Origin of the sequence: Flavobacterium sp. UBA6135, from assembly GCF_002428305.1 — a bacterium.
Taxonomy (GTDB): domain Bacteria; phylum Bacteroidota; class Bacteroidia; order Flavobacteriales; family Flavobacteriaceae; genus Flavobacterium.
The window spans coordinates 1-22,601 of record NZ_DIVJ01000034.1; the positions used below are offsets into that span (position 1 = coordinate 1).

Below are 22,601 nucleotides of genomic sequence, written 5' to 3' on the forward strand. Positions count from 1 at the left end.
TACAAACCGAAGAAATGAGTACCAAAAATCAAAATTATTAACAAATCAAAAAAATCATTTATCTTTGAATTATTCACGAAATACTCTCTTAGATAACGTCCAATTTAGTTTGAAGATATACATATTATCCTGAAAAGGAAAAAACAATTAACACAGAGAGACACGTATCTAAGGGAAGAATTGATAGTAAAGTAGGTGCATTAGTAATAGAATTTAAGCATACTTCAAAATTAATAAAAAGTTTAGATAAGGAAAAAGCATCTTCACAGCTAATTGATTATTTGAAAGGTTTAGCCGTCAAAGATAATTTAGATTATTATGGTATTGTAACTGATGGCACTAAGTGTAAATTAATAAACGTCGAGAATGGAATAATCAATGAAGGAGCTTTTGAAAAACTAGATTCTAAACATTTAAATAGTATAATTAAAGATATTGTACTACTTGATAAAGTCGCTTTAACACCTGAAAATTTAGTAAAAGATTTTTGTGATTCAGAAAATAGTCTTTCAAAAAAATTAACATTGTGTCTTTTTAATACTTTAAAGAATGATGCAACTGGTCGTTCTCTGATGCTATTTAATGAATGGAAAGAATTATTTCGTTTAGCACACGATGATAATTCTAAACAAAAAGCGATAGAAGAAAGAAAACAATCATTAGAAGACATTATTGGCTCAAAGTTAAAAAACAATAATGATGAATATCTAGCTTTATATGCTATTCAAACTACATATGCCATAATTGTAAAAATTATAGCTTACAAAGTAATTAGTAAAATTCGATTTAATAAAAGTTTGATCGACTTTAATAAACTTTCAGAATCCGATTTTGAAACTTTACGACATCAAATGAACTCACTTGAAGAGGGAGCAATTTTTAGAAGTCTTGGTATAGGAAATTTATTAGAAGGAGACTTCTTTGCTTGGTACTGTTCTCTGAATCAATGGAATAATGAAATAGGTGGATTAGTTCAACAGATATTTCAAATTCTAACACAATATGAGGATAAAGCTCTTTTTCAGAAAGGTGAGAATGTACAAGATTTGTTTAGGGATTTATTTATGAAGATAATACCTGATAAAGTGAGACATAGCCTCGGAGAATTCTACACGCCCTCTTGGCTTGCAGATAATTTAATAAAAGAATCAATTAATTTAAGTAGCATAAAAAAAAATTGGACAGCATTAGATCCTTGTGCAGGTTCTGGAACATTTGTCACGGTTCTTATCAAACACGTTTTAATAGAAAATAAAGAAAAAACAAATAGAGAAAGATTACTTGATGTTTTGAAAAGAGTAAAAGCAATAGACTTAAATCCTCTTGCTGTACTGACATCAAGAATTAACTATTTTATAAATATTTCACATTTAATTACAAATGAAGATGAATTTGAAATTCCAGTTTATTTAGGTGATGCGTCGTATGTTCCTAATCAAATAATAATTGAAGGTGTTCAATGTCTTAATTACCAAATAAGGACCATTAAAGGCTTTATTAATATTGACTTGCCAAAAAGTGCAGTAGCTAATCCTATTTTATTTTCAAAAACAATGACAAGTATTGAAGAGGATATTCATAATCTTGATATAGAAACTATTAAGTTTAAATTATTTAGTTTAGTTTCAACGAAAGAACTAAAAAAATCTATAAAAGAAAGTATAAGTTCTTTAGCTGAGCAATTTGTCGAATTGGAAAGAAACGAATGGAATGGAATTTGGGCTAGAATTGTGACAAACTTCTTGACTACAGCTAATTTGGGTAAGTTTGACTTCATCGTTGGTAACCCTCCTTGGATAGATTGGAAAAATCTACCCGCAGGTTATAGAGAGCGTGTAAAGTCAATATGTATTGAACGACATCTTTTTTCAGGCGATAGTGTAACTGGAGGAATTAATTTGAATATTTGTGCATTAATTTCAAATGTTGCTGCAGTAAATTGGTTAAAAAAAGATGGTGTAATTGCTTTTCTTATGCCGCAAACAATAATCTTTCAACAGACTTATGAAGGTTTTAGAGAATTTAAATTGGATAAAAATTCAAATCTATATTTTCAACAATTATTTGATTGGACAAATGCCGGCCATCCTTTTGCCCCAGTAACACATAAATTTTTAACTTATTTTTTCTCGAGTAAAAAAGTAGATTATAAAAAAGGTATTCCAGTTAAATATTACTATAAAGTGAAGGGAGTAAATTTAGCACAATATCAAAATGAAACAAACTTTGATGTTTTAGAGAGTGTTTTTACAGAAAAAACTTCATTAGTAGGGCAGGCAAATAACGACAATACTATTTTTTCTTATGCAAAAAATAAAATGGAATTAGACTCTTTTAGCAAAATTTCTGGCAAACCGGAGTATAAAGGACGTGAAGGGATTGAATTCTATCCTCAAGAACTATATTTACTTGAAGTAGATAATGAAATGCCGCAATCCAAAAATACTGTTATTGTAAAGAACTATCAAAATAAGAAGTCAAAATATAAAATTCCTTTAGAATCTTTCCCTTTGGAGAAAAAATATCTCCATCCATTAGTTAAAGGTGTAGATATACAAAGATTTCATCTTAAACCGTCCTGTTATATTGTACCATTTCCTTACGAAATAAGTAATACTAGAAGTCCAATTTCCATAAAAGAATTAACAAAAAGTTCTAAATTATTAGCTACATATTTTAATAAATTTAAAAAAGTAATTGAGTCTCAAACTCAGTACAATGACAAAATAATTGGAGAAAAAAATAAAACTGAATTCTATGCTTTAGCTAGGGTTGGTGAATATAGCTTTGCAGATCATTATGTTGCTTTTAGAGATAATTCAAAATGGCAGGCCACAGTAGTGAGTTCAATAATGATGCCTTGGGGCGAATTGAAAAGACCTCAATTTCAAAATCATGCGGTAACAATTTCACAAAATTCAAATGGAGATTTCATTACTTTGGAAGAAGCTCATTACATTTGTGCTATTTTAAATGCACCAATAACTAAATCTTTTATATTAAACTCATCCGATTCAAGGTCATTTAAAATAAATCCGCCAATTCATATACCAAAATTTGATAAAAAAAATAAAATTCATGTTAGACTTTCTTTATTATCTGTAGATGCACATAAAAGATGGGATAATAAAGAGGTAATCGATAAAATAGATAAAGAACTTAATGAATTAATAATTAATTTGAAATAACATCATAAATTCTTAAATTTAAGCAGAATGAGAAGTAATAAGAAAAGATGCAGAGGCATCTTTTTTATTAAAACTAATTAGTTCATTGTTACTTTTTTGCGTAGTTAAATTTTGGAATTGCATATTGTAATAAAAATTTGGTTTATAATTTAACCTGATTTTAATATTCACGGTATGGAATGGTGGGAAATAATTGGTCTAGTTGCTGCTTGGTTTTTGGGACTTTATTTAAGGGGAAAGATTTATGAGGGGAAGAATGGGTATAAACGAAATAAAAGTTGGAGCAGGAAGAAATAGATGCTGACGCATTTTCTTTTTATTTTATAGAAAATAAAAAACAGGTATTTATACGTAGTAAATAATTAATTCAAATTACTACCTAGGTCTTTTTATAAAATATTTTATGTGATTACGGAAATCCGTAAAATGTTTATCTATTTAGTTTGTTATTTTGTTTATAATTGGTTAGAAAATATAATTAGTTTTTGTTAATATTTTCGTTAGGTTTGGCATAGTAAACTAAAATTAACTTTTTTTAATCAATTGAAGTATAATCCCTTAAAAAAATAAAATCAAAGTTATTATGTGGGCAGATAATGAAACTTCAGAAGACTTATTAGGATTCAAAGTACACGCAGATTTGTTAATTAACATTCTTAATGATGAGTCAGTATTGCCCATCACAATTGGAGTTTTTGGCGATTGGGGAAGTGGAAAATCTAGTGTTTTACAAATAGTAAAAGATGAATTTGAGAAAGAAGATGATAAGGATTCACTCTGTATTTATTTTAATGGGTGGACTTTTGAAGGATATGATGATGCTAAAGCAGCATTGCTTAATTCGATTCTCAAAGAATTGGAAGACAATAAAAAAATTTCTGCTGAATTAAAAGATGCAGTAAAAGAGAAAGCAAAGAAACTTTGGAAATCTATTGATTGGATGCGTGGGGCAGGTATGGTAATGAAAAATGTAGCACTACCTGCTGTTTCCGCATATTTTACAGGAGGACTTAGTTTAGTTCCTTTTGCATATCAGAAAATGGCTAAATGGGGGGATGATCCAGAAAAAATAATTGAAAAGCTTCAATCAGACGAAGGAAAAGAAATATTTAAAGCCTTTGTGAAAGAAGGAAAAGAAGTAGATAAAAATTCTACAAATGCCGTAGCAGAATTTAGAAAAGATTTTTCAGACTTGTTAGCAGCAACAAACTTTAAAAGATTAGTTGTTATAATAGATGATTTGGATAGATGCAGTCCAGAAAGGATTATTGAAAATCTTGAAGCAATAAAACTGTTTCTAAACGTACCAAAAACAGCATTCCTTATTGGAGCTGACCCTCGAATTGTGAAATATGCTATTGAACATAAGTACAAAAACAACAAAGAAATTGAGGAAGATAACAGCCGAATTGTAATTGATTACTTAGAAAAATTAATACAGCTTCCATACTCTTTACCAAGGCTTTCTGAATCAGAAGTCGAAACTTATATATCGATGCTTATCTGTAAAAAAGAGATATGCGATACTAAGTTTAAAAATGTACTTGATGAATTTAAAAAGTATAGATTAACGAACAAGTATTCTGCATTTGGATTATCAAACTTTGAAAAGATTTTAGAATCAGAGGAGTTCGGAAAAGTTAAAGATAATGTAATTACAATTCCTTCATTAGTTCCTTTAATTACAAATAGTTTATATGGAAATCCCAGACAAATTAAAAGGTTTTTAAATACTTATACGATTAGAAAAAGACTTGCAGAAGTTGCATCGTTGCAAAGCTTTAATGATGCTGTACTTGCAAAAATGATGATACTTGAATATTCTGAACCTAAACTATTCAAGAAGTTATTTGAATGGCAAATAGTTCAAGATGGAGTACCAAAAGAAATAACCGATATAGAAGTTCTATGTAAAGATAAAGGAGTTGATGATATCTCTTCAGAAATAAAAGATACAGATTTCAAAGAATGGAGTAAACCCAAAATAATAAAATGGTTTCAAATAGAGCCTTTGTTATCAGGAGTTGATTTACGAGATTATTATTGGATTGCCCGTGATAAGTTAGAAAATTCTATCACTGCAACGAGTATGATTCCACCAGTAGTAAGGGCATTGTTTAATGAGTTATTACCCGATAATATGACGGCAACGGTTACCAAATCTTTACTTACTGAAAAGTTTCAGCCTTTTAGCGATATCGAAAAAGATGCATTTTTTAACTTATTATCTTCAAATTTAAAAAGGAATTCTCAGCAAAAACGACTCTATGACATTTTTAATGTAATGACAGAAGATAAAATTGAAAACACAGCCTATCATTACATAGAAGCTCTTAAAATAATTAGTGTATCAGATATTGAACCAGCAGTTGCAACGAGATTAGCGGATTTTAAATCAGAACCTGAGATAGGAGAATTTTTAAACGATTATTTCAAAGATGGAAAATCAAAAGCAAGTAAAGCATTTAATTTAAAAAAATAGATATGGGAACATCTAAATCATTTTCTGATGTAAAACACTCAATGGTTCCGAATTGGGGTACGCTTAGTTCTTCGCTCACCTCAAATTGTGACTCTTCTGCTCTTCCAGCTCAGAAGCTGCAAAACATTATGGGGAATTTTGTTTCGGCCTTAGGTGGAGCCTTAACAGGAGGTCGTGGTGGTTCAAAAGCAGGTGGACGAAGTAGCATTAGAACCGCTAAAAAAATTGGAGGGGTCTTTTCAACGTTTATTAGTTCGGGTAACAATATTAGACAAACGCTAGAATCTACAGGTTTAACTGATATTGATAATAAAACTGTTGGCGATGTAATTAATCATTTGATTGAGTATTGTTCCGGTAGTACAACTTCTATTGATGATAATGCTGCGAAAGAAGCTACAAGATTATTATTAGAAGAACTAATGGGACAAGCTGAATCCATTGAAGAAGTACAAACTTTATTGGAAGAAACCTTTACAACTAATACATTGGAAGATGTAATAATAAAGTATTTCGGATATTATATTAATGAGCTTTTATCAAAGTGGTTCTATGAAAATTTAATAAAAAAGAAGAGTGAAAATGATTGTAATAACCTTTTCAACCAGATAAAAAATTTCATAGTTGGAAGAGTTGGAGATATGCACAAAAGAAATCCACTGCAAAACATTGATTGGAGTTCTGATGAAGCCGACAGGCTTGTTAAAAATATTCAGCAAGATGTATTAACCGTATTTGAATAGTTATGAGAGTAGATATAGTTATTGACAACGCAGATTATGGCAAATTTTCAGACTTACAGCTTTGTTATACAGATAACGGAGTGAATAGAAAAGTTCCATTATCTTTCTTAGGTTATGAAAGAGTTTTTGATTTCACGACTGATTTTACTTCTGTAAAATTTGATTTCTTTTTTGTATCAGCAATAGTTTATGGTGTAGATAACCTGCTTAGTCGGGATATTTATTCAAATGATGGTTGGACAAGAGATATAGAAGTAGAGTTTCCTGTGAATAACTTAGCTGTTTGGAGTGGTAAAGAAGCAAAATTGAAACAGATTTTAGACTTCTTAACAGGAGATAATTGGCAGATTTCCTTCCGAGAAATAGAAGATGTTGATTTGTTTCAACCACGTACAAACAGAAGGAAAATTCCACGATATGAAAGAGACTCTATCAAATCAGTAAGTTTGTTTTCGGGTGGTTTAGATTCTTTAATAGGCGTCATAGATGAATTAGAAAAACTTAGTAATGATGAAAGAATACTTTTGGTTTCTCACTTTGATTCAAAATCACCAGGGCCAAATGGAGACCAAAGAACATTACTGAGGCATTTAATGACTCAATATCCAAATAAAATATATTGGGTGCAATCAAAGTTAGCACTATCAAGAAAAGATGCTGATGGCAATAGAGTAACTATAGAAAGTAACTACCGAAGTCGCTCTCTATTTTTCATTGGTTTAGGTTGCTATTTATCTACAATTAATGAATTAATAATACCTGAGAATGGTACAATCTCAATCAATTATCCCCTTACACCCTCAAGAGTAAGTTCTTTAAGCACAAGAACAACTCATCCATATGTTTTAAAAAATACGCAAGAATTACTTGTAGATTTAAGATTATCTATAACAATAAATAATCCTTATACATTGAAAACTAAAGGAGAAATGTTTATTGAATGTACAAACCAAACATTTATACAAGGTATTTTTCAAAATTCGGTTTCTTGTGGTAAAAGAGGTAGAAAACAAAATTGGGAAGTAAAAGCCGGTATTCAGGAGTGTGGAATTTGTATGCCTTGTATTTATAGACGAGCTGCTTTGAATAAAGCAGGATTAGATAACGAAAATCAATATGGTAACTTTATTACTAGGGCTAATTCACGAAACTACAGTAAAGATTTACCAGCATTAATCAATTATCTTAGAAGAGATATTTCTTTGGAAAAAATGAAAAGAGATCTTTTGGTTAATGGAAATATTGAAATTGATAAACTTGAAGAATATGCTGAAATGGTGTTAAGGTCTAAAGAAGAAGTTTTACAATTATTTAGAGAAAAAGGAAATAGATTTGTCAAATCTGAGTTGGGTTTAAGATGATTATTGATACACACTGCCATATAGATTTATATCCAAATCCAAGAAAAGTTTTGCAGGATTGTGTAAAAGCAGATATCACTGTGTTAGCTATGACTAATCTTCCAAGCCATTTTGAGATGGGATATGTTCATTTTCAATCATTAAAAAAAGTAAGATTGGCTCTAGGAATGCATCCTTTGATGGCTAATTCACACAAAAAGGAATTTAATTTATTTTTAAAAAACATAAATAAAACATCATATATCGGTGAAGTTGGTTTGGACTTTTCTCAAGAGGGTATATCTACAAAAGAGATTCAGATTGATACATTTACTAAAATTCTAAATGTTATTTCCGGGCAAAAGAAGATACTAAGTATTCATTCCAGAAGAGCTGAAAAAGAAGTCTTAATACATTTAATGGAGAATAAAATACAATTTGCGATTTTTCATTGGTATTCAGGTCCATTAAATTTGATTGATAAGATTGTTCAAGCAGGCTTTTACTTTTCAATAAATCCTGCTATGATTAAATCTGAAAATGGAAAAAAAATAATTTCTAAGATTCCCTTAGATAGAGTATTAACTGAAAGTGATGGTCCTTTTATTGAAGTTGAAAAAAGAACTATTTTTCCCAGTGACGTGACCATGGTCTTGCTTTATTTTGCAAAAATTCACATGATGACATCTCTAGAAGTGGAAAGAAAAATTTATTCAAATTTTAAAAACTTATTGTTAGGGATTAAATAACCCAGATAAGGCGGATTTGCAATCGGTGCTTAGTTAAAAAAGATAACCAAACTCATCATTATTAAAAATAATCACTAAAGGTTTTATTATCATTATGCTCTTATAGTCAAAGCAATTAATATCTAACTATGTGGATTTTCTTTATTAAATAAATACTCGGTGACTAATTTAAAGAATATAAAAACATTAATTGTGGTAGAGCCAATAAATGTTGTAATCACTATATTAGAAAGTTCCAATTTTCCCAAACCGCAACCAAATAAAATAATAAATAAGCCTAAGCACCATAGAGATGTGAATTGAAATATCCAAGAAGCATATACTTTACGCTCCATCATATTCTGTTTTGAATGCTCAATATCATGCTGATGTTTCTCATAAGAAATGCATTCAGCGACATATTCTTGTATTGAAATTGAATTCATTGGTGCAGAGCTTGCAGCTTTAACAAAAATATTATTATCGAATATTGCCATTTATTCTTTTTTAATGAATTGTTTAAAATATTCCTGCATTACTTTATTTGGTATGATCGAGTGTCCACACTCTTTTGCTTTTGACCAAGGCGTGTCAGGCAAATGTGTCCAATTTGATAGTTGTAAAGCATCAAGTTCACTGGCTATTTTTACAACAAACTCTATTGCTTCATTTGCAGTTTCATCAATAGTTTTATCAGTTGCTTCTGTATATGCAAGTGGAAAACCTTTTATATCTGTGTTCCCGTAATCTTTAAATTCGTGATATGCAGTTCTGATTACTGGTCCATACTGCCATACCTCTACAGGCTCGTTTATTAATGTATTTCCAGTTTTTGCTAAATACGCTCCATTCGCTATGAACAATAATTTTTGCATTGACATATTTGAAATTGTCAATCCTAGTTCCTTAGCACGTTTAAGAATTTCGCCCGCTATAAATAACGCTGATTTTGGCATAATTTATTATTTTATTACATTTAGGTAAATTATGTTGTAATTAAAAACCTCTATACTATTTTCTTTTTAAAATATTGTTTATTTACCCCTGTGCCAGAAATTCTAAAATTTACCATTTCTAGACTAGCATTAAAATGATTTGCAATTTCTGAATTACTCATGTTTCTCTTTTTTGCCCATAAAAGGCATGGTCTTGATAGCTGCAATGTGGCACCTAAATAAATAGCTTCATCTTCTTGTTCTTTATCAAAGTCTCGCATTCCAAATGGCAAGTTAATTCCTTCTGGAAGTGGTTTTTTTTTATGCTCACATAAAATATGGGCTATTTCGTGCATTATGTTACTTTGTTGTCTAGCAGCTGTATGAAATGGGTTATGTATAATTAATCGTTTTCCATCTTTATTAGTCATAGTAAGTGCACTCCATCCACAGTCATTTCCATTTAAACCAGCTAACTTATTTTTTTCATAAAGCTCTGAAAGAAAATATGTAGCATCATATATTACTATTCCTAAAAACTTAGCTAATGCGAAAGCACATAATGGTGCACAAGGATGAATGCCAAGTTTTTCGCGACATTCGGTCGCAATTCTTTCAGCCTTTGCTTTAAATCCTCTCTTTAATGAAGTTTTTGTCGCCAATCAATTACTATTTAGTTTCATAAGCCATATCAATCATTTTGATAAGCATATTGACTGTGTCTGGACTTAACTCCTTTTCTGCTCGTAAGTGTGCGACAACATGTTCTTTATTAGAAACCGTTTTGTTTTGATTTTCTCCTAAAATGAAAGTATCAGTTGTAACTTGAAGCCAATCGCAAATACTAATGAAAGTGTCAACATCAGGAATCTTTCCCTGTTCTATTCTGGATAATGTAGCAGCACTGATATTACCAATTTCTTCTGCTATTGTTCTTAAACCTTTGCCAGCTCTTTTACTTTTTAACATCCCTGCCAAAAGGTCTGTATTAAGTGTTGATTGCATGTTGATAAGTTTTATTAATTAAACAGTGTTTCATTTGTGCAACAGCATAAATTTTTGATTAACTTTGTTGCAACAGAATAGATGTTTGTATTATATATGAAACAAAAGTAGTACTAATATAATAAATAAAATCATTATGAGCAAAAAAAATCAACATGTTGTTCCTAAAGGAGACGACTGGGCAGTAAGAGGGGCGGGTAACGAAAAGGTTACAAAAATAGTTTCAACACAAAAAGAAGCTATAAAGATTGCAAGGGATATTGCAATCAATCAAGGTTCAGAAATGTTTATTCATGGTGAAAATGGGCAAATACGAGAGCGAAATACCTATGGTAAAGATAATTTTCCACCTAAAGGCTAGAGCAAATGAATGTTAAAGGAAAAATAAGTTTTATTCTTGGCTCTATAGGTTTGCTTTCTTGTTTGTTTCTCTCTAGTGGGGAAGTGCAAAGTACAATTTTTAAAGTTGCTCTAGGTCTTGTTATTGCAAGTGCAATTGAACTTATAGTATTCATTTATGAAAACAAAAAAAGGTGGAAACTATTAGTAACGAAAATATGGAAGTACAATAAGCCCGTTCGTGTCACTGTAGCATATCTGTTCAGGATTGAAGACAATGGAAAGTACATGCTTATAAAACGACATAAGAAAGATTTTATAGGTTTTCAACCTGTAGGCGGTGCTTATAAATACTTTAAAGAAGAAAATCGAGAGCTGTTTGACAGCCTGGGAATAACACCTTGCAATAATGTTCCTCGTGATAATGATACTGAGAACGATTTAAGAATAATAGTTAATAAACGTAAAAAACTAGTTGAGTTCTTCAAATGGTTTAATAGCAGAAAGAACAGAGAGATTGATCCTTGGCGAGAGTTTTGTGAAGAGTTAATAGAACCTGGCTTGTTACCGGCAGAACATTTTAGGCATATCAAATACGCATATATCTGTGGACACCAAGAAGGCATACTCAAGACAGATGACTATCCTATTGATCAATTTAGACATGCAGACATATTTGAATTACGCTTAGAAACTGATGCTCAAAAAAAGGCGATAAAAGATTTAATTACTAACGAAAGTATAGCCTTTGTAACAGCAGAAGAAATTAAAAAGGGAGCAACAAATTCAGGAGTTAGAATATTACCTCACACATTTAAAATATTACCAAAATGATACCATTTCAAAACAAATACGTGCAGTTGGACGACTTACTCGACAGGATGGCTGAATCTATGCAACTGGATAAAACGCGTTATGAATTAATGATTCAGCATTATGAAGCAATAAAAAAATGGATAGAAGCAGATGAACTGTTTTTTAAACCATTTAAATACGAACTATATCCACATGGTTCAGTTAGGATCAAGACAACTGTAAAACCAATAGGCAAAGATGAGTTTGATTTGGATATTGCTTTACATTTGAAAATACAATGGAGCAACCATACTCCAGAAAAAATATATTCTGAACTAAAAAGACGACTTTCTGAACATTCTGTTTATAAAGAAAAAATGGAATTGAAGAACAGATGTATCCGCTTGAACTATTCAGGAGATTTTCATATGGATATCCTCCCCGGCATTCAAGAAAATGAATGGGATGAAGATAAATTGCGAATTCCAGACAGACTGTTAGGTTGTTGGGTAAGTTCTAATCCTAGGGGGTATGCCAAATGGTTTTTGGAAAAATCCAATACAGTTAAGATTAGCTTATTGGAAAAAGCATTACGAGCTGAAAATTTACCATCCAATGACTATGAGGATAAAAAACCTCTTCAACGTGCCGTGCAATTGATTAAAAGGTATAGAGATATTTATTATCAGGAGAATGATACTTTTAAAACTTCAAGTATTGTTTTAACAACTATTGCTGGTCTCAATTACAATGGAGAGGAAAGTATTTTTCTAGCCGTTGAAAATATTATAAATCAGATTCGTCAGCATACATTTTATAATTCAACGAGAATTAAAGTTTTAAATCCTGTAAATTCTGAAGAAGACTTTACAGATAAATGGGAAAAAGAACCGAGATATTATGAAGCATTCCGAGCATTTTGCGAGCATTTATATGAGCAGTGGCAGGAACTCAAAAAGGATAACGGAATTATTTCTGAAGGGTACATACTTAAAGGTTTATTTGGTGATGATTTGTATTCAAGGGCACAAATTTCGCAAGCAGATATTATTGAGAAAGCCAGAAATTCAAATCAATTAGGAATCAATAGAAGTTCAGGAATAATTGGCGGAATTGGAGCAGCTACAACCACAGCGGTTAAATCAAATACTTTTTTTGGTGATGATGCGGATTAAAAACCTAAACAGAAACAAAACTATTGTACAACAGGTAAATGCTATAAGAGTAAAATATCCTGATTGGAAAGTAAGTTTTGATTCTTATCAACTCAAGGCAGTAGGGACATTACAGCCTACACCTCGAAGTGAAACATACACTATTGAGATTAAGTTCCATATTTTGAAACCAATTCAAATCCGGGTACTTAATCCAGTTTTGGTAAAAAATGAAAAAGGTGAGAAAATACCACATATGTATTCGCAGGAAACATTATGCTTATTTATGCCTAAATATTCAGAATTTACAAGGAAAATGTATATTAGCGATACAATTATTCCATGGACTTCTTTATGGCTGTACTACTATGAAGTCTGGCATGCTACTGATAAATGGTTAGGTGGTGGTGAACATCCTGAATAAAATTGTAATTATGAGAAAACAAGACAAATATATTTTTACTGGAGTTGCTGTAGCAGCAGGAATTGTTGGGCTTATTGATTATTTTCAACAAAAAGAAAAGCTTAAGCGAATTGGCCAAAAGATGACTTGGGAAAATTATAATGGACTTCAGGCATTCAAGAAAATAACCGTTTTTGGAATAGTAGGAGGAATTGCGGGTAATGAATTTTATAAATGGGAGTTTAGAGAAGAAAGTAAGAAGGAATTTTCAAGCGATAATTTTCTTAGAAATTTGTTAAGGGAAGAAAATCCAAATTTAAACCCTGTGAAATTGCAGGAATTAAAATCAATAACTAAAGAAGTTAAAGACAAGCTTTACAATGAATTTTCAGATCAACTTGTATGCTATCCTGAAACTGTTGGTTCATTGAGTAAAAAGATAGCTATTACCAATACCTATGACTCTGATATAGTCATGCCTGTTAAAAAAGATAACCATTTCGGTAATATGCGAAATTTATCAAATGAAATTCATAATACAATAGAAGATTTATTTGAAGGAGAAGCTGAAGTGATAAAAAGAACTAAAGCTACAAGTTTGATATTTCAAGGAAATGAAGGCATTCATAAAGTTGATGTAGTGTATGGTAAAGAAATTGGAAACTATAAAGACGATAAAAACCTAAATTTATACATTCGACGTCCATTTTTTTGGCAAAAAGGAACAACTTTTAAAACAAACATTAATATTCAGAAAAATCTACTAATAAACAAGCCTAAAATTAGGGAATTAATAAAGTTATTAAGGTCTTACCGAGACAAGAATAGTTTACTTATTGAGAACACACTTCTAGAACAGTTAGCTCTTGAATCTCTTTCTATTTATAATTATGGTAAAGAATTTTCCGTTACCGAAAATTTCGTAGAATGCATGGAATATATTGTGGAAAGATTATCTGGTACACGAATTTTAGATTATGCTAATTCAAATAATAATCTATTAAATAGAATACACCTAACGGACAGGCAAATAGCTATTCAACAGATTAATAGTGACCTAATAAAGATAAATTCTAATCCCTATTACATTAAAGAAATGTTTCATAAGTGATAGAGGTACTATTTTCGCACTTTAAGAATATCTCATTTTTTAGTTGCTGATTGCGATAGGGGCGTAATTTCAGATAAATATTGTAATTTAATATAAAACCACCAATGAAAGAAATTGAAAACATTAAGTATTTTGCTTTACTGGAAGAGTTTGAAACATCTGATAGACTTTTAAAGTTAGGTTTTGGAGAGTTGCAAAATATTAATTTAAGTAATGATTTTTACTTTCTACCTTTTCAGCTTCTGTCACAAGGTTTTGAAAGATTTATGAAGGCATACATCTGTATTGGTCACTTCAATAAACATGGAAAACTGCCTGATTTTAGATATTTAAAAAATTTAGGTCATGATTTAGAAAAGTTACTTGATGAAATAATGAGTAATTATTTTACAAATTATGAGCATCCACAATTTTATATTGATAAAGACTTTATTGAAACAAATTCAGACATAAAAGAACTTCTTTTTATATTATCAGAATTTGGTAAGCTATCGAGGTATCACAATTTTGATTTGATTACAGGGAATACTAAAATTGGTATAAATGCTAAAAAGTTATGGGAAAAATTTGAAAATAGACTTCTTGATAATGATGATTATGAAAAGTTGATGGATGTTAATTTATGTAATGAGGTTTTTCATAAAATTTCAAATCATATCATTATTTTATTTGAAAAATTTGTTTCTTCTCTTTCAAGACAATTTATATTCAAATGTTTGGGACAAAAGGGCTTGCAACTGTCCACTGCAACAGTTTTTGATTTTGGAATGTTGTATGACAATGACTATGGTATAGAAGATTATAGAAAACAAACAACAAAATATAAAGAGACTCCTAAAAAAGTTCATAAAAGAACTGTAATAGACGAAATTGAAAGGAAGTTGAATCCTCAGTTTAAATCAAAGAAGATTCGAAAAAATGATTATGAAGGAGATTGGCCATTTTATGCAGATGAAGTAATTGTAGAATGTAGGCAGAAACATTGGTGTATTGTATCAATTGATGGTTATGACTATGCTTTAAATGGTTCTGCGAAAGGAAGGTACAAATTAGAAAATCCGCATGATGCCGGAATGGCAATATTAGGTAAGAATACTTCTGATTTTACAACGATAGCTTTAGATTTGAATGAGAATGAAAAGTGTTGAGGATATTTTAATTATTTGTAATGACATATCAATAACCATGTATGAATAAAGTTACTGATTTTCCAATGAAATTAAATAAGGAGCATGTTGGCAAGTCAATTGATGCATATAAGGGTCTTTTAATAAACACTTCATTAAACACTTCGATATATTTTAGTCTCATTTGCTAAACCTTTGATTACTCTAAAAAGTTCAAGCTCTTTGTCGATCGATTTAAACTCTGCTAAAACAATTAAGTTAATCAATTGTAAATCCTATATTTTTGATTTATGGGTTTGATAAAATTTTTCTATATCTGAATTTTACTAGATTCTTTTGGAAATTAATTTTCAATTTTCTCTAAGTTTGTTTTCAGTTGTAATTAGCTGATGGTTAACACTATGTGCTAATGTTTGTTATTTTGAGAGTTTTTTTTATAATGCATTGCGAGTAAACTATATATATTTGTGTAAACAAAAATTCTATTATTACAAGAAGTATACTTTATTTTTTAGCCTCAAAAAAAATGATTTACTTAAAAATTTAATTTTCAAATTGATTACAAAAGACTCTGGCAAAATATTCTTGACTTTCAAATTTTATTATTTTTATGCTGAGTACAGATAAATACGAATTAAATCTAAAAGAATATAAAATTCTTTTTGACAAGCATTATACCTCGTTATGCCTGTTTGCCAATAAGTATGTTGAAAATTTAGATGCCTCCAAAGATATAGTTCAGGAGGTATTCATAAAAATTTGGGAGAAAAAGATAGAGTTTCAAACTGAAACTACTGTAAAGGCATATTTATATACATCTATTAAAAATAAATCCCTTGATTATTTAAAAAGCAAGCATGTTAAAAAAATTGATAAGTACGCTACAAAAGAATTAGAAAAGTTAGAAAAAGAAGTTGCTTTTTTAAGTGAAGTTGTAATTTCTGAATCATCAAGTATAATTGAAAATGCAATTAATACACTTCCAAATAAATGTGCCCAAATAATCCGACTAAGTATTAAAAGTTTTTCAAACATTGAAATAGCAGAAGAACTTTCTATTTCTGTTAATACAGTAAAGGCACAAAAGAAAATTGCCTACAAGCGTTTAAAACCTATCTTAAAGGACTATTTTTCCATTATTGCTTTTGTCTTTGATTCAACGAATTAAATTTTTTTAAAAAATTTTAACCCTCTTTTAACTTTTTGTCGTCCTAGCTATAACTTACAATTTTATCGCATGGATGTTTTTAAAGAAATTATTAAATTATCTAAAAGTATTGCTGTTTCACTTTTAAGAGATAAAGCTCCGGAAGACCTAGAAAATTCTCATTTATTTAGCGAAGAGGAAAAAAAATACATACTTGATAATTTAACCGATGAAAGGCTAATAAAAAACCGACTTAATTTATCGAATCAAATTAACAAAAAAGAAGACTGGAATAAAATTAAAGAGAAAATTACTGTTCCTGTCTTTAAATTAAATTTCAAAAAGTATGCAGCAGTTGCCGCATTATTCACGCTATTTATTTCAATATCATATTTATATCTTCGAGATGAAAGTGATAAAAACAACAATATACCAACAGTAGTAAATGCTGTTGAACCGGGTTCAAACAAAGCTATTTTAACCTTAGAAGATGGATCTGAGGTTGTTCTTGAAAAAGGGAGTTTATACCAAAATAGTACTACAACAAGTAACGGTGAAGAATTAGTTTATAATAAAGACCCTAAAAACTCTGAAATCAAGTACAATCATTTAACTGTTCCTAGAGGTGGTCAATTTTTTATAAAATTATCAGATGGCACCAAAGTATGGTTAAATTCAGATAGTAAATTAATATATCAAGTAAGCTTTATCGAAGGTGAAATACGCCAAGTTGAGTTAGTTTATGGTGAGGCTTACTTTGATGTATCTCCAAGTTCAGAAAACAAAGGTTCTAGGTTTAAAGTCATCCATAAAAAACAAGAAATTCAAGTATTAGGAACCCAATTTAATATCAAAGCTTACAACGATGAAGATAATATCTATACCACTTTAGTTGAAGGTAAAATCGCATTAACAGCACAAAAACACAAACACATTTTAAAACCTAATCAAAAAGCAAATCTGAATCTTAATGACAATTCTTTTACTTTATCACAGGTGGATGTTTATAACGAAATATCATGGAAAGATGGAGTATTTAGTTTTGAAGATAAATCGTTAAAAGAAATAATGACTGTTCTTTCCAGATGGTATGATGTGGATATTGAATTCCAAAATAAATCGATTGAAAAAGAAGAATTCATAGGAGTTTTAGGGAAGAATCAAAATCTTGAAAGCATTTTACTGAATATCAAAAGCTTTGGGATTATTAAAGATTTTAAAATACAGAACAAAAAAGTAATACTATATTAAAAAAAAGGGAACGAAGTTTATCATTTGGCGATGCGTCTACTCCGTCCCTCTAGAGTGAATTAATTAAACTAATGTCTAACCAAAACATGCAAATTTATGAAATTAAAATTTATTAAAATCCGTTATTTCAACCAAAAACGGTTATTGTTAATGATTATGAAAACCTTTATTTTCCTTTTCTGTACTGCAGTATTTAGCTTTAACTCCGGAACAGCTTTTTCTCAGAAAAAGGTAGTTATTCACGAAGATCAAGTAGTCTCAGTTGATCAAGTGTTTAAAATTATTAAACTTCAAACGGACTACAAGTTTATTTACCCTAAAAAGTTGTTTAAAAATTCCCAAAAAGTGCAACTTAAAAAAGGCGAAATATTGGTTTCTGAATTATTACAACTAAGTCTATCTAACAACAATCTAAATTTTGAATTAGTTGATGACAGTACAATAATTATAAAAGCTAAATCTTCAATTCCAGAGCCTACACCATCTAAATCAATCAGTCAGCAAACAATTTCAGGTGTTGTAAGCGATGCAAACGGCCCATTAGCTGGTGTAACGGTTCTGGTTAAAGGAAAATCAATAGGAACTATTACTGATGAAAATGGTCGATTTAGTATTCTGGCCATAGAAAATGATATTATACTATTTTCATACATAGGATATAAAACTTTGGAGGTTTCAGTATCAAACCAATTAACATTTAATATACAACTAGAAGAGGACACCACTAATCTTAAAGAAGTAATTCTAAATGCTGGCTATTATACCGTAAAAGATAAAGAGCGTACGGGGAGTATTAATACTGTAAAAGATGATGTGATAGAAAAGCAACCTGTAGCGAATATTTTAGGTGCATTACAAGGACGAATGACAGGTGTAAATATTGTTCAATCTACAGGAGTTCCGGGTGGTGGTTTTTCTATAGAAATTAGAGGAAGAAACAGTATTCGACCAGAAGGGAATCAACCATTGTATATTGTGGATGGTATGCCTTTCTCTTCGGAGAGTTTAGGTAATATATCTATTTCAGGACCAATATTACCTGGCTCTGGAGTTAATCCTTTAAATGCTATTCATCCGACCGATATTGAGAGTGTAACTGTATTGAAAGATGCTGACGCTACGGCTATTTATGGTTCGCGAGGTGCTAATGGAGTGGTTTTGATTACTACCAAAAAAGGTAATGCTAAGAAAACCCAGTTTACTTTGAATACTTATACAGGAGGAGGGACTATAACACGTAAATTGGATTTGTTGAATACGCAGCAGTATTTGGAAATGCGAGAAGAAGCTTTTGCCAATGATGGTATAACTACATTACCCTTTTGGGCGTATGATGTTAATGGCACTTGGGATAAAAATAAGTATACCGATTGGCAGAAAGAGTTGATAGGAGGTACTGCTAATATACGCTCTGTACAGTTAGGAGCATCAGGAGGTTCTTCTACTACACAGTTTATGGTAAGTGGAACTCATTATAATGAAACAACGGTTTTTCCGGGTGATTTTGGTTATAAAAAATCTTCTTTTCATTTTTCTGTTTCCCATGCTTCCCCTAGTGATAAGTTGCGTTTACAACTTTCTGGAATCTATGTAGCTGATGAAAATGATTTATTGCCTATAGATTTGACGCGAACAGCCATAACTTTAGCTCCCAATGCACCTTCTTTGTATGATGTAGAGGGCAATTTGAATTGGGAGAACTCTACGTGGGAAAATCCTTTACGTATGTTAAATGGGAAATATTTGTCTAGAACAAAAGGGCTGAATTTAGGAGGTCGCATAGGATATATTTTAGCTAAAGACTTGGAACTTTCTACTTTGATAGGTTATAATGATACACGAGTAAGTGAATTAAGTACAGCCCCGCATACTATTTATAATCCTGCTTTTGGTTTGACTAGTGCTATATCATCTGCTATGTTTAATAATTCGTTTCAGCATTCATGGAATGTAGAACCACAATTGGAATGGAAAAAAACAATTTCCAATTCTAGACTTAGTTTCCTATTAGGTAGTACTTTTCAGGAACGCGAAGCTTCACAACTTTCTAATTATGCGATTGGATTTGCCAGTAATAGTTTAATTACCAATTTGAATGCTGCTACCACTACTCAAGTGATGAATCATGGTGAAAATATATATCGTTATGCTGCAGTTTTTGGAAGAGTAAATTACATTTATAAGGACACTTATATATTAAATTTTACTGGTCGAAGGGATGGTTCAAGTAGATTTGGACCGGGTAAACAGTTTGCCACATTTGGTGCTGTTGGTGCTGCGTGGCTATTTAGTACTTATGACGGTGTGCGTGAGCGTCTCCCTTTTTTAAGTTTTGGAAAATTAAGAAGTAGTTATGGAACAACAGGTAGTGATCAGATTGGTGATTATCAGTTTTTGAATACTTACATGCCTACAGGTATTCCTTATGCAGGAGCAATTGGTTTACAACCTACTCGTTTATTTAACGCTGATTTTAGTTGGGAAATCAACAAAAAGTTTGAAGTTGCTCTAGAAACTGGATTTTTGAATGATCGAATCTTTTTAACTTCTGGATATTTTTCCAATCGTTCCTCGAATCAATTGGTAGGTATTCCATTACCTGGCACTACTGGTTTTACCTCTGTGCAGTCTAATTTAGATGCAGTAGTAGCAAATAGAGGGCTAGAATTTGAATTGCGAACTGTTAATCTCTCAAAGTCAAATTTTGAATGGACTACTTCTTTTAATATTACTAGTTTGCGAAATAAGTTGTTATCATTTCCTGAATTAGAAGGTTCTGTTTATGCCAATCAGCTGGTTATAGGACAGCCCTTAGGAATTAGAAAAGTCTATTCGTTTACAGGTGTAGATCCCAATACTGGGTTATTTACTTTTGAAGATTATAACGGTGATGGGCTTTTGACTCCGACAGAGGACCGACAAAAACTAGTGGATATAACTCCTGATTTTTATGGAGGAATTCAAAACAGTATCACCTACAAGAATTGGAATTTGGATTTCTTGTTTCAATTTGTTAAGCAATTGGGTTTGAATAGTGTTTCTACTTCTGATTTACCAGGTTCTGCAAGTAATATGCCGGTAAGTGTTTTAGATCGTTGGCAGGTAATAGGAGACACTAATACAGGTCAACTTTTTACTGCTGGATTTAATGGTGATGCAGTGAATAATTTTTACAGTTATTACATCAATAGTAATGCGGCTTACACGGATGCTACTTATGTACGATTGAAAAATTTATCTCTTTCTTATACTTTGCCAAAGACATTGATAAAAGATGGGAGTTGCAAGTTATATTTTCAAGGGCAAAATTTATTGACGTTTACCAAATTTCAAGGAGCTGATCCTGAAAATCAATCTCAAGGTAGGTTGCCAACTTTGCGTATGTTAACCTTTGGTGTACAAATGAGTTTTTAATTTTAAAATGTTAATTATGAATACTTTTTTATTTAGAATACTAAACCCCTTACCACGTTTTATTTTAGTAATTTTTTCGATAGCTACCTTAAGTAGTTGTGATGAATTTGTTACAGTAGATTTACCTACTTCCCAATTGAATGGGCCGACTGTTTTTGATGATGTGGCAACCGCTGATGCCGCCTTAGGTTATATTTACGCTAAACTTCGAGACGATGTGTTATTGCAAGGTAATTCTTCAGGAATTGGTTGTTTGATGGGGCATTATGCTGATGAATTGGATTATTATAGTTCCGGGAATTTGGCACCCCAATTTTTTTATCAGAATAATGTTTTGCCCACGAATGTAACTATCAGAACATTATGGAACGGCTCTTACCAATTGATCTATTCGGCTAATGCTGTAATTGAAGGCGTTCAACAATCTCCTTCCTTATCAGAAGCAGACAAGGACCGTTTACTAGGAGAAGCTTTGTTTTTACGTGCCTATTTGCATTTTTATTTGGTTAATTTGTTTGGTGAGGTACCATATGTAGTTTCGACGGATTATGTAACAAATGCCAGTATTTCCAAGAGTTCTGTACTTGATATTTATTCCTATATAACAACCGATTTACAACAATCAGCTACTATAATTCCTTCAGCTTATATTAGTTTTGAACGTACGCGTCCTAATAAAAGTACTGTTTACGCTTTGTTAGCCAGAGTGAAGTTGTACTCAGAAGAATGGTTGCAAGCTATACAATATGCCGACTTGGTTATAGACGATAGTTCAATGTATCAATTAGTACCTGTATCTGATGTTTTTTTGAAGGAAAGCATGGGGACACTATGGCAATTACGGCCTCAATTTTCAGGGGCTAATACCTTAGAAGCCCAGAATTATACATTTACGAGTGCACCACCACCTACTTTTGCTTTAACTCCAGCGTTAGTTTCTTCATTTGAAGTTGGAGATACTAGAAGAATTAACTGGATACAAACAATTTCAAATGGTGTGGATTCTTGGTATCATGCATTTAAATATAAAGCAGTTGGAAATACAGGAAGTTCGGTTGAATATTCTATCTTATTTCGATTGGAGGAATTGTATTTGATTCGAGCGGAGGCTAAGGTTCAATTGTTAGATTTAGCAGGAGGCACTGTGGATTTGAATATAATACGGAACCGTTCTGGTTTGGATGATACTCCATTTTCTAATCAAGCTGATTTGCTATATGCGATTCATCAGGAGCGACGCCATGAATTTTTTACTGAGTTGGGTCACCGTTGGTTTGATTTGAAGCGTAGTGGGACTGCATCTAATATATTGGGTAGCGTTAAGCCTGGTTGGGATACTAAGGATTTGTTATTGCCTTTGCCAGAATCTGAATTGTTGTTGAATCCAAATTTATTACCTCAAAATCCAGGTTATTAATTAGATAGGGTAGTTTAGGATT

At 31.2% G+C, this 22,601-nt stretch carries 19 protein-coding genes and 1 pseudogene; 15 read left to right on the forward strand and 5 right to left on the reverse strand.

Annotated elements, in window-relative coordinates; genetic code table 11:
- The first annotated feature begins 281 nt into the window (after window positions 1–281).
- The 5 genes from B3L86_RS08495 to qatD all read left to right on the forward strand — a co-directional run bounded on the left by B3L86_RS08495 (window position 282) and on the right by qatD (window position 8,502).
- Entirely contained in the window at window positions 282–3,188 is a 2,907-nt protein-coding gene (locus B3L86_RS08495) for an Eco57I restriction-modification methylase domain-containing protein (RefSeq protein WP_291117649.1), read from the forward strand.
- Window positions 3,189–3,771: 583 nt separating this feature from the next.
- The gene (locus B3L86_RS08500; RefSeq protein ID WP_291117652.1) at window positions 3,772–5,670 is read left to right on the forward strand and encodes a KAP family P-loop NTPase fold protein; all 1,899 of its coding nucleotides are present in this window, start codon (window positions 3,772–3,774) and stop codon (window positions 5,668–5,670) included.
- Between the two features lie 2 nt (window positions 5,671–5,672).
- Window positions 5,673–6,413, forward strand: coding sequence for a hypothetical protein (locus tag B3L86_RS08505; RefSeq protein ID WP_291117655.1), 741 nt, complete (start codon window positions 5,673–5,675; stop codon window positions 6,411–6,413).
- A gap of 2 nt (window positions 6,414–6,415) precedes the next feature.
- Window positions 6,416–7,774: a Qat anti-phage system QueC-like protein QatC gene (gene qatC, locus B3L86_RS08510; protein ID WP_291117658.1), complete on the forward strand. Its 1,359-nt coding sequence runs from the start codon at window positions 6,416–6,418 to the stop codon at window positions 7,772–7,774.
- Window positions 7,771–8,502 (forward strand): Qat anti-phage system TatD family nuclease QatD, encoded by a 732-nt coding sequence (qatD, locus tag B3L86_RS08515; RefSeq protein ID WP_291117661.1) that lies wholly within the window; start codon window positions 7,771–7,773, stop codon window positions 8,500–8,502. Before qatC ends, qatD begins: the two co-directional genes overlap by 4 nt.
- A 122-nt stretch (window positions 8,503–8,624) precedes the next feature.
- Here qatD and B3L86_RS08520 read toward each other — a convergent pair whose 3' ends face one another.
- Genes B3L86_RS08520 through B3L86_RS08535 form a run of 4 tightly spaced genes read right to left on the reverse strand, consistent with a single transcriptional unit; the run spans window position 8,625 to window position 10,421 of the window.
- Window positions 8,625–8,978: a hypothetical protein gene (locus tag B3L86_RS08520; protein WP_291117663.1), complete on the reverse strand. Its 354-nt coding sequence runs from the start codon at window positions 8,976–8,978 to the stop codon at window positions 8,625–8,627.
- Window positions 8,979–9,437 carry a Panacea domain-containing protein gene (locus B3L86_RS08525; protein ID WP_291117666.1) on the reverse strand — a complete coding sequence of 153 codons (459 nt, stop codon included), beginning with the start codon at window positions 9,435–9,437 and terminating at the stop codon, window positions 8,979–8,981.
- 50 nt (window positions 9,438–9,487) lie between these two features.
- Window positions 9,488–10,078, reverse strand: a complete 591-nt coding sequence (locus tag B3L86_RS08530) for an ImmA/IrrE family metallo-endopeptidase (RefSeq protein WP_291117669.1) — start codon at window positions 10,076–10,078, stop codon at window positions 9,488–9,490.
- Window positions 10,079–10,085: 7 nt separating this feature from the next.
- On the reverse strand, window positions 10,086–10,421 hold the full coding sequence (locus B3L86_RS08535; RefSeq protein ID WP_291117672.1) for a helix-turn-helix domain-containing protein: 336 nt from the start codon (window positions 10,419–10,421) through the stop codon (window positions 10,086–10,088).
- Window positions 10,422–10,557: 136 nt separating this feature from the next.
- Here B3L86_RS08535 and B3L86_RS08540 point away from each other — a divergent pair, with 136 nt between their 5' ends.
- The 6 genes from B3L86_RS08540 (at window position 10,558) to B3L86_RS08565 (ending at window position 15,371) form a co-directional block, all read left to right on the forward strand.
- Window positions 10,558–10,782, forward strand: a complete 225-nt coding sequence (locus B3L86_RS08540; protein ID WP_291117675.1) for a DUF2188 domain-containing protein — start codon at window positions 10,558–10,560, stop codon at window positions 10,780–10,782.
- Window positions 10,783–10,787: 5 nt separating this feature from the next.
- Complete coding sequence (locus tag B3L86_RS08545) at window positions 10,788–11,594, forward strand: hypothetical protein (RefSeq protein ID WP_291117678.1); 807 nt, start codon at window positions 10,788–10,790, stop codon at window positions 11,592–11,594.
- A complete protein-coding gene (locus B3L86_RS08550) occupies window positions 11,591–12,730 on the forward strand; it encodes a nucleotidyltransferase (protein ID WP_291117681.1) in 1,140 nt (379 codons plus the stop codon). The genes B3L86_RS08545 and B3L86_RS08550 overlap by 4 nt, the downstream gene beginning before the upstream one ends.
- Window positions 12,714–13,133 carry a hypothetical protein gene (locus B3L86_RS08555; protein WP_291117683.1) on the forward strand — a complete coding sequence of 140 codons (420 nt, stop codon included), beginning with the start codon at window positions 12,714–12,716 and terminating at the stop codon, window positions 13,131–13,133. Before B3L86_RS08550 ends, B3L86_RS08555 begins: the two co-directional genes overlap by 17 nt.
- A gap of 10 nt (window positions 13,134–13,143) precedes the next feature.
- On the forward strand, window positions 13,144–14,223 hold the full coding sequence (locus B3L86_RS08560) for a hypothetical protein (protein ID WP_291117686.1): 1,080 nt from the start codon (window positions 13,144–13,146) through the stop codon (window positions 14,221–14,223).
- 104 nt (window positions 14,224–14,327) lie between these two features.
- Complete coding sequence (locus B3L86_RS08565) at window positions 14,328–15,371, forward strand: hypothetical protein (RefSeq protein WP_291117689.1); 1,044 nt, start codon at window positions 14,328–14,330, stop codon at window positions 15,369–15,371.
- A gap of 137 nt (window positions 15,372–15,508) precedes the next feature.
- Here the strand turns inward: B3L86_RS08565 and B3L86_RS13700 are convergent.
- Window positions 15,509–15,664, reverse strand: a pseudogene (locus B3L86_RS13700) (IS982 family transposase); the annotation flags it as partial.
- A 296-nt stretch (window positions 15,665–15,960) separates the two neighbouring features.
- Between B3L86_RS13700 and B3L86_RS08570 the strand changes: the two are divergent.
- The 4 genes from B3L86_RS08570 (at window position 15,961) to B3L86_RS08585 (ending at window position 22,579) form a co-directional block, all read left to right on the forward strand.
- Complete coding sequence (locus B3L86_RS08570; RefSeq protein ID WP_291117692.1) at window positions 15,961–16,518, forward strand: RNA polymerase sigma-70 factor; 558 nt, start codon at window positions 15,961–15,963, stop codon at window positions 16,516–16,518.
- A gap of 69 nt (window positions 16,519–16,587) precedes the next feature.
- Window positions 16,588–17,748 carry a FecR family protein gene (locus B3L86_RS08575; protein WP_291117695.1) on the forward strand — a complete coding sequence of 387 codons (1,161 nt, stop codon included), beginning with the start codon at window positions 16,588–16,590 and terminating at the stop codon, window positions 17,746–17,748.
- A 96-nt stretch (window positions 17,749–17,844) separates the two neighbouring features.
- Entirely contained in the window at window positions 17,845–21,162 is a 3,318-nt protein-coding gene (locus tag B3L86_RS08580; protein ID WP_291117697.1) for a SusC/RagA family TonB-linked outer membrane protein, read from the forward strand.
- A 16-nt stretch (window positions 21,163–21,178) separates the two neighbouring features.
- Window positions 21,179–22,579: a RagB/SusD family nutrient uptake outer membrane protein gene (locus tag B3L86_RS08585; RefSeq protein WP_291117700.1), complete on the forward strand. Its 1,401-nt coding sequence runs from the start codon at window positions 21,179–21,181 to the stop codon at window positions 22,577–22,579.
- Window positions 22,580–22,601: the final 22 nt, after the last annotated feature.

Excerpts from the sequence above, each read along its gene's own strand:
- B3L86_RS08500 (WP_291117652.1), top strand. The coding sequence starts at position 3,772 with ATGTGGGCAGATAATGAAACTTCAGAAGACTTATTAGGATTCAAAGTA.
- B3L86_RS08505 (WP_291117655.1), top strand. The coding sequence starts at position 5,673 with ATGGGAACATCTAAATCATTTTCTGATGTAAAACACTCAATGGTTCCG.
- qatC (WP_291117658.1), top strand. The coding sequence starts at position 6,416 with ATGAGAGTAGATATAGTTATTGACAACGCAGATTATGGCAAATTTTCA.
- qatD (WP_291117661.1), top strand. The coding sequence starts at position 7,771 with ATGATTATTGATACACACTGCCATATAGATTTATATCCAAATCCAAGA.
- B3L86_RS08520 (WP_291117663.1), bottom strand. The coding sequence starts at position 8,978 with ATGGCAATATTCGATAATAATATTTTTGTTAAAGCTGCAAGCTCTGCA.
- B3L86_RS08525 (WP_291117666.1), bottom strand. The coding sequence starts at position 9,437 with ATGCCAAAATCAGCGTTATTTATAGCGGGCGAAATTCTTAAACGTGCT.
- B3L86_RS08535 (WP_291117672.1), bottom strand. The coding sequence starts at position 10,421 with ATGCAATCAACACTTAATACAGACCTTTTGGCAGGGATGTTAAAAAGT.
- B3L86_RS08540 (WP_291117675.1), top strand. The coding sequence starts at position 10,558 with ATGAGCAAAAAAAATCAACATGTTGTTCCTAAAGGAGACGACTGGGCA.
- B3L86_RS08545 (WP_291117678.1), top strand. The coding sequence starts at position 10,788 with ATGAATGTTAAAGGAAAAATAAGTTTTATTCTTGGCTCTATAGGTTTG.
- B3L86_RS08550 (WP_291117681.1), top strand. The coding sequence starts at position 11,591 with ATGATACCATTTCAAAACAAATACGTGCAGTTGGACGACTTACTCGAC.
- B3L86_RS08560 (WP_291117686.1), top strand. The coding sequence starts at position 13,144 with ATGAGAAAACAAGACAAATATATTTTTACTGGAGTTGCTGTAGCAGCA.
- B3L86_RS08565 (WP_291117689.1), top strand. The coding sequence starts at position 14,328 with ATGAAAGAAATTGAAAACATTAAGTATTTTGCTTTACTGGAAGAGTTT.
- B3L86_RS08570 (WP_291117692.1), top strand. The coding sequence starts at position 15,961 with ATGCTGAGTACAGATAAATACGAATTAAATCTAAAAGAATATAAAATT.
- B3L86_RS08575 (WP_291117695.1), top strand. The coding sequence starts at position 16,588 with ATGGATGTTTTTAAAGAAATTATTAAATTATCTAAAAGTATTGCTGTT.
- B3L86_RS08580 (WP_291117697.1), top strand. The coding sequence starts at position 17,845 with ATGAAATTAAAATTTATTAAAATCCGTTATTTCAACCAAAAACGGTTA.
- B3L86_RS08585 (WP_291117700.1), top strand. The coding sequence starts at position 21,179 with ATGAATACTTTTTTATTTAGAATACTAAACCCCTTACCACGTTTTATT.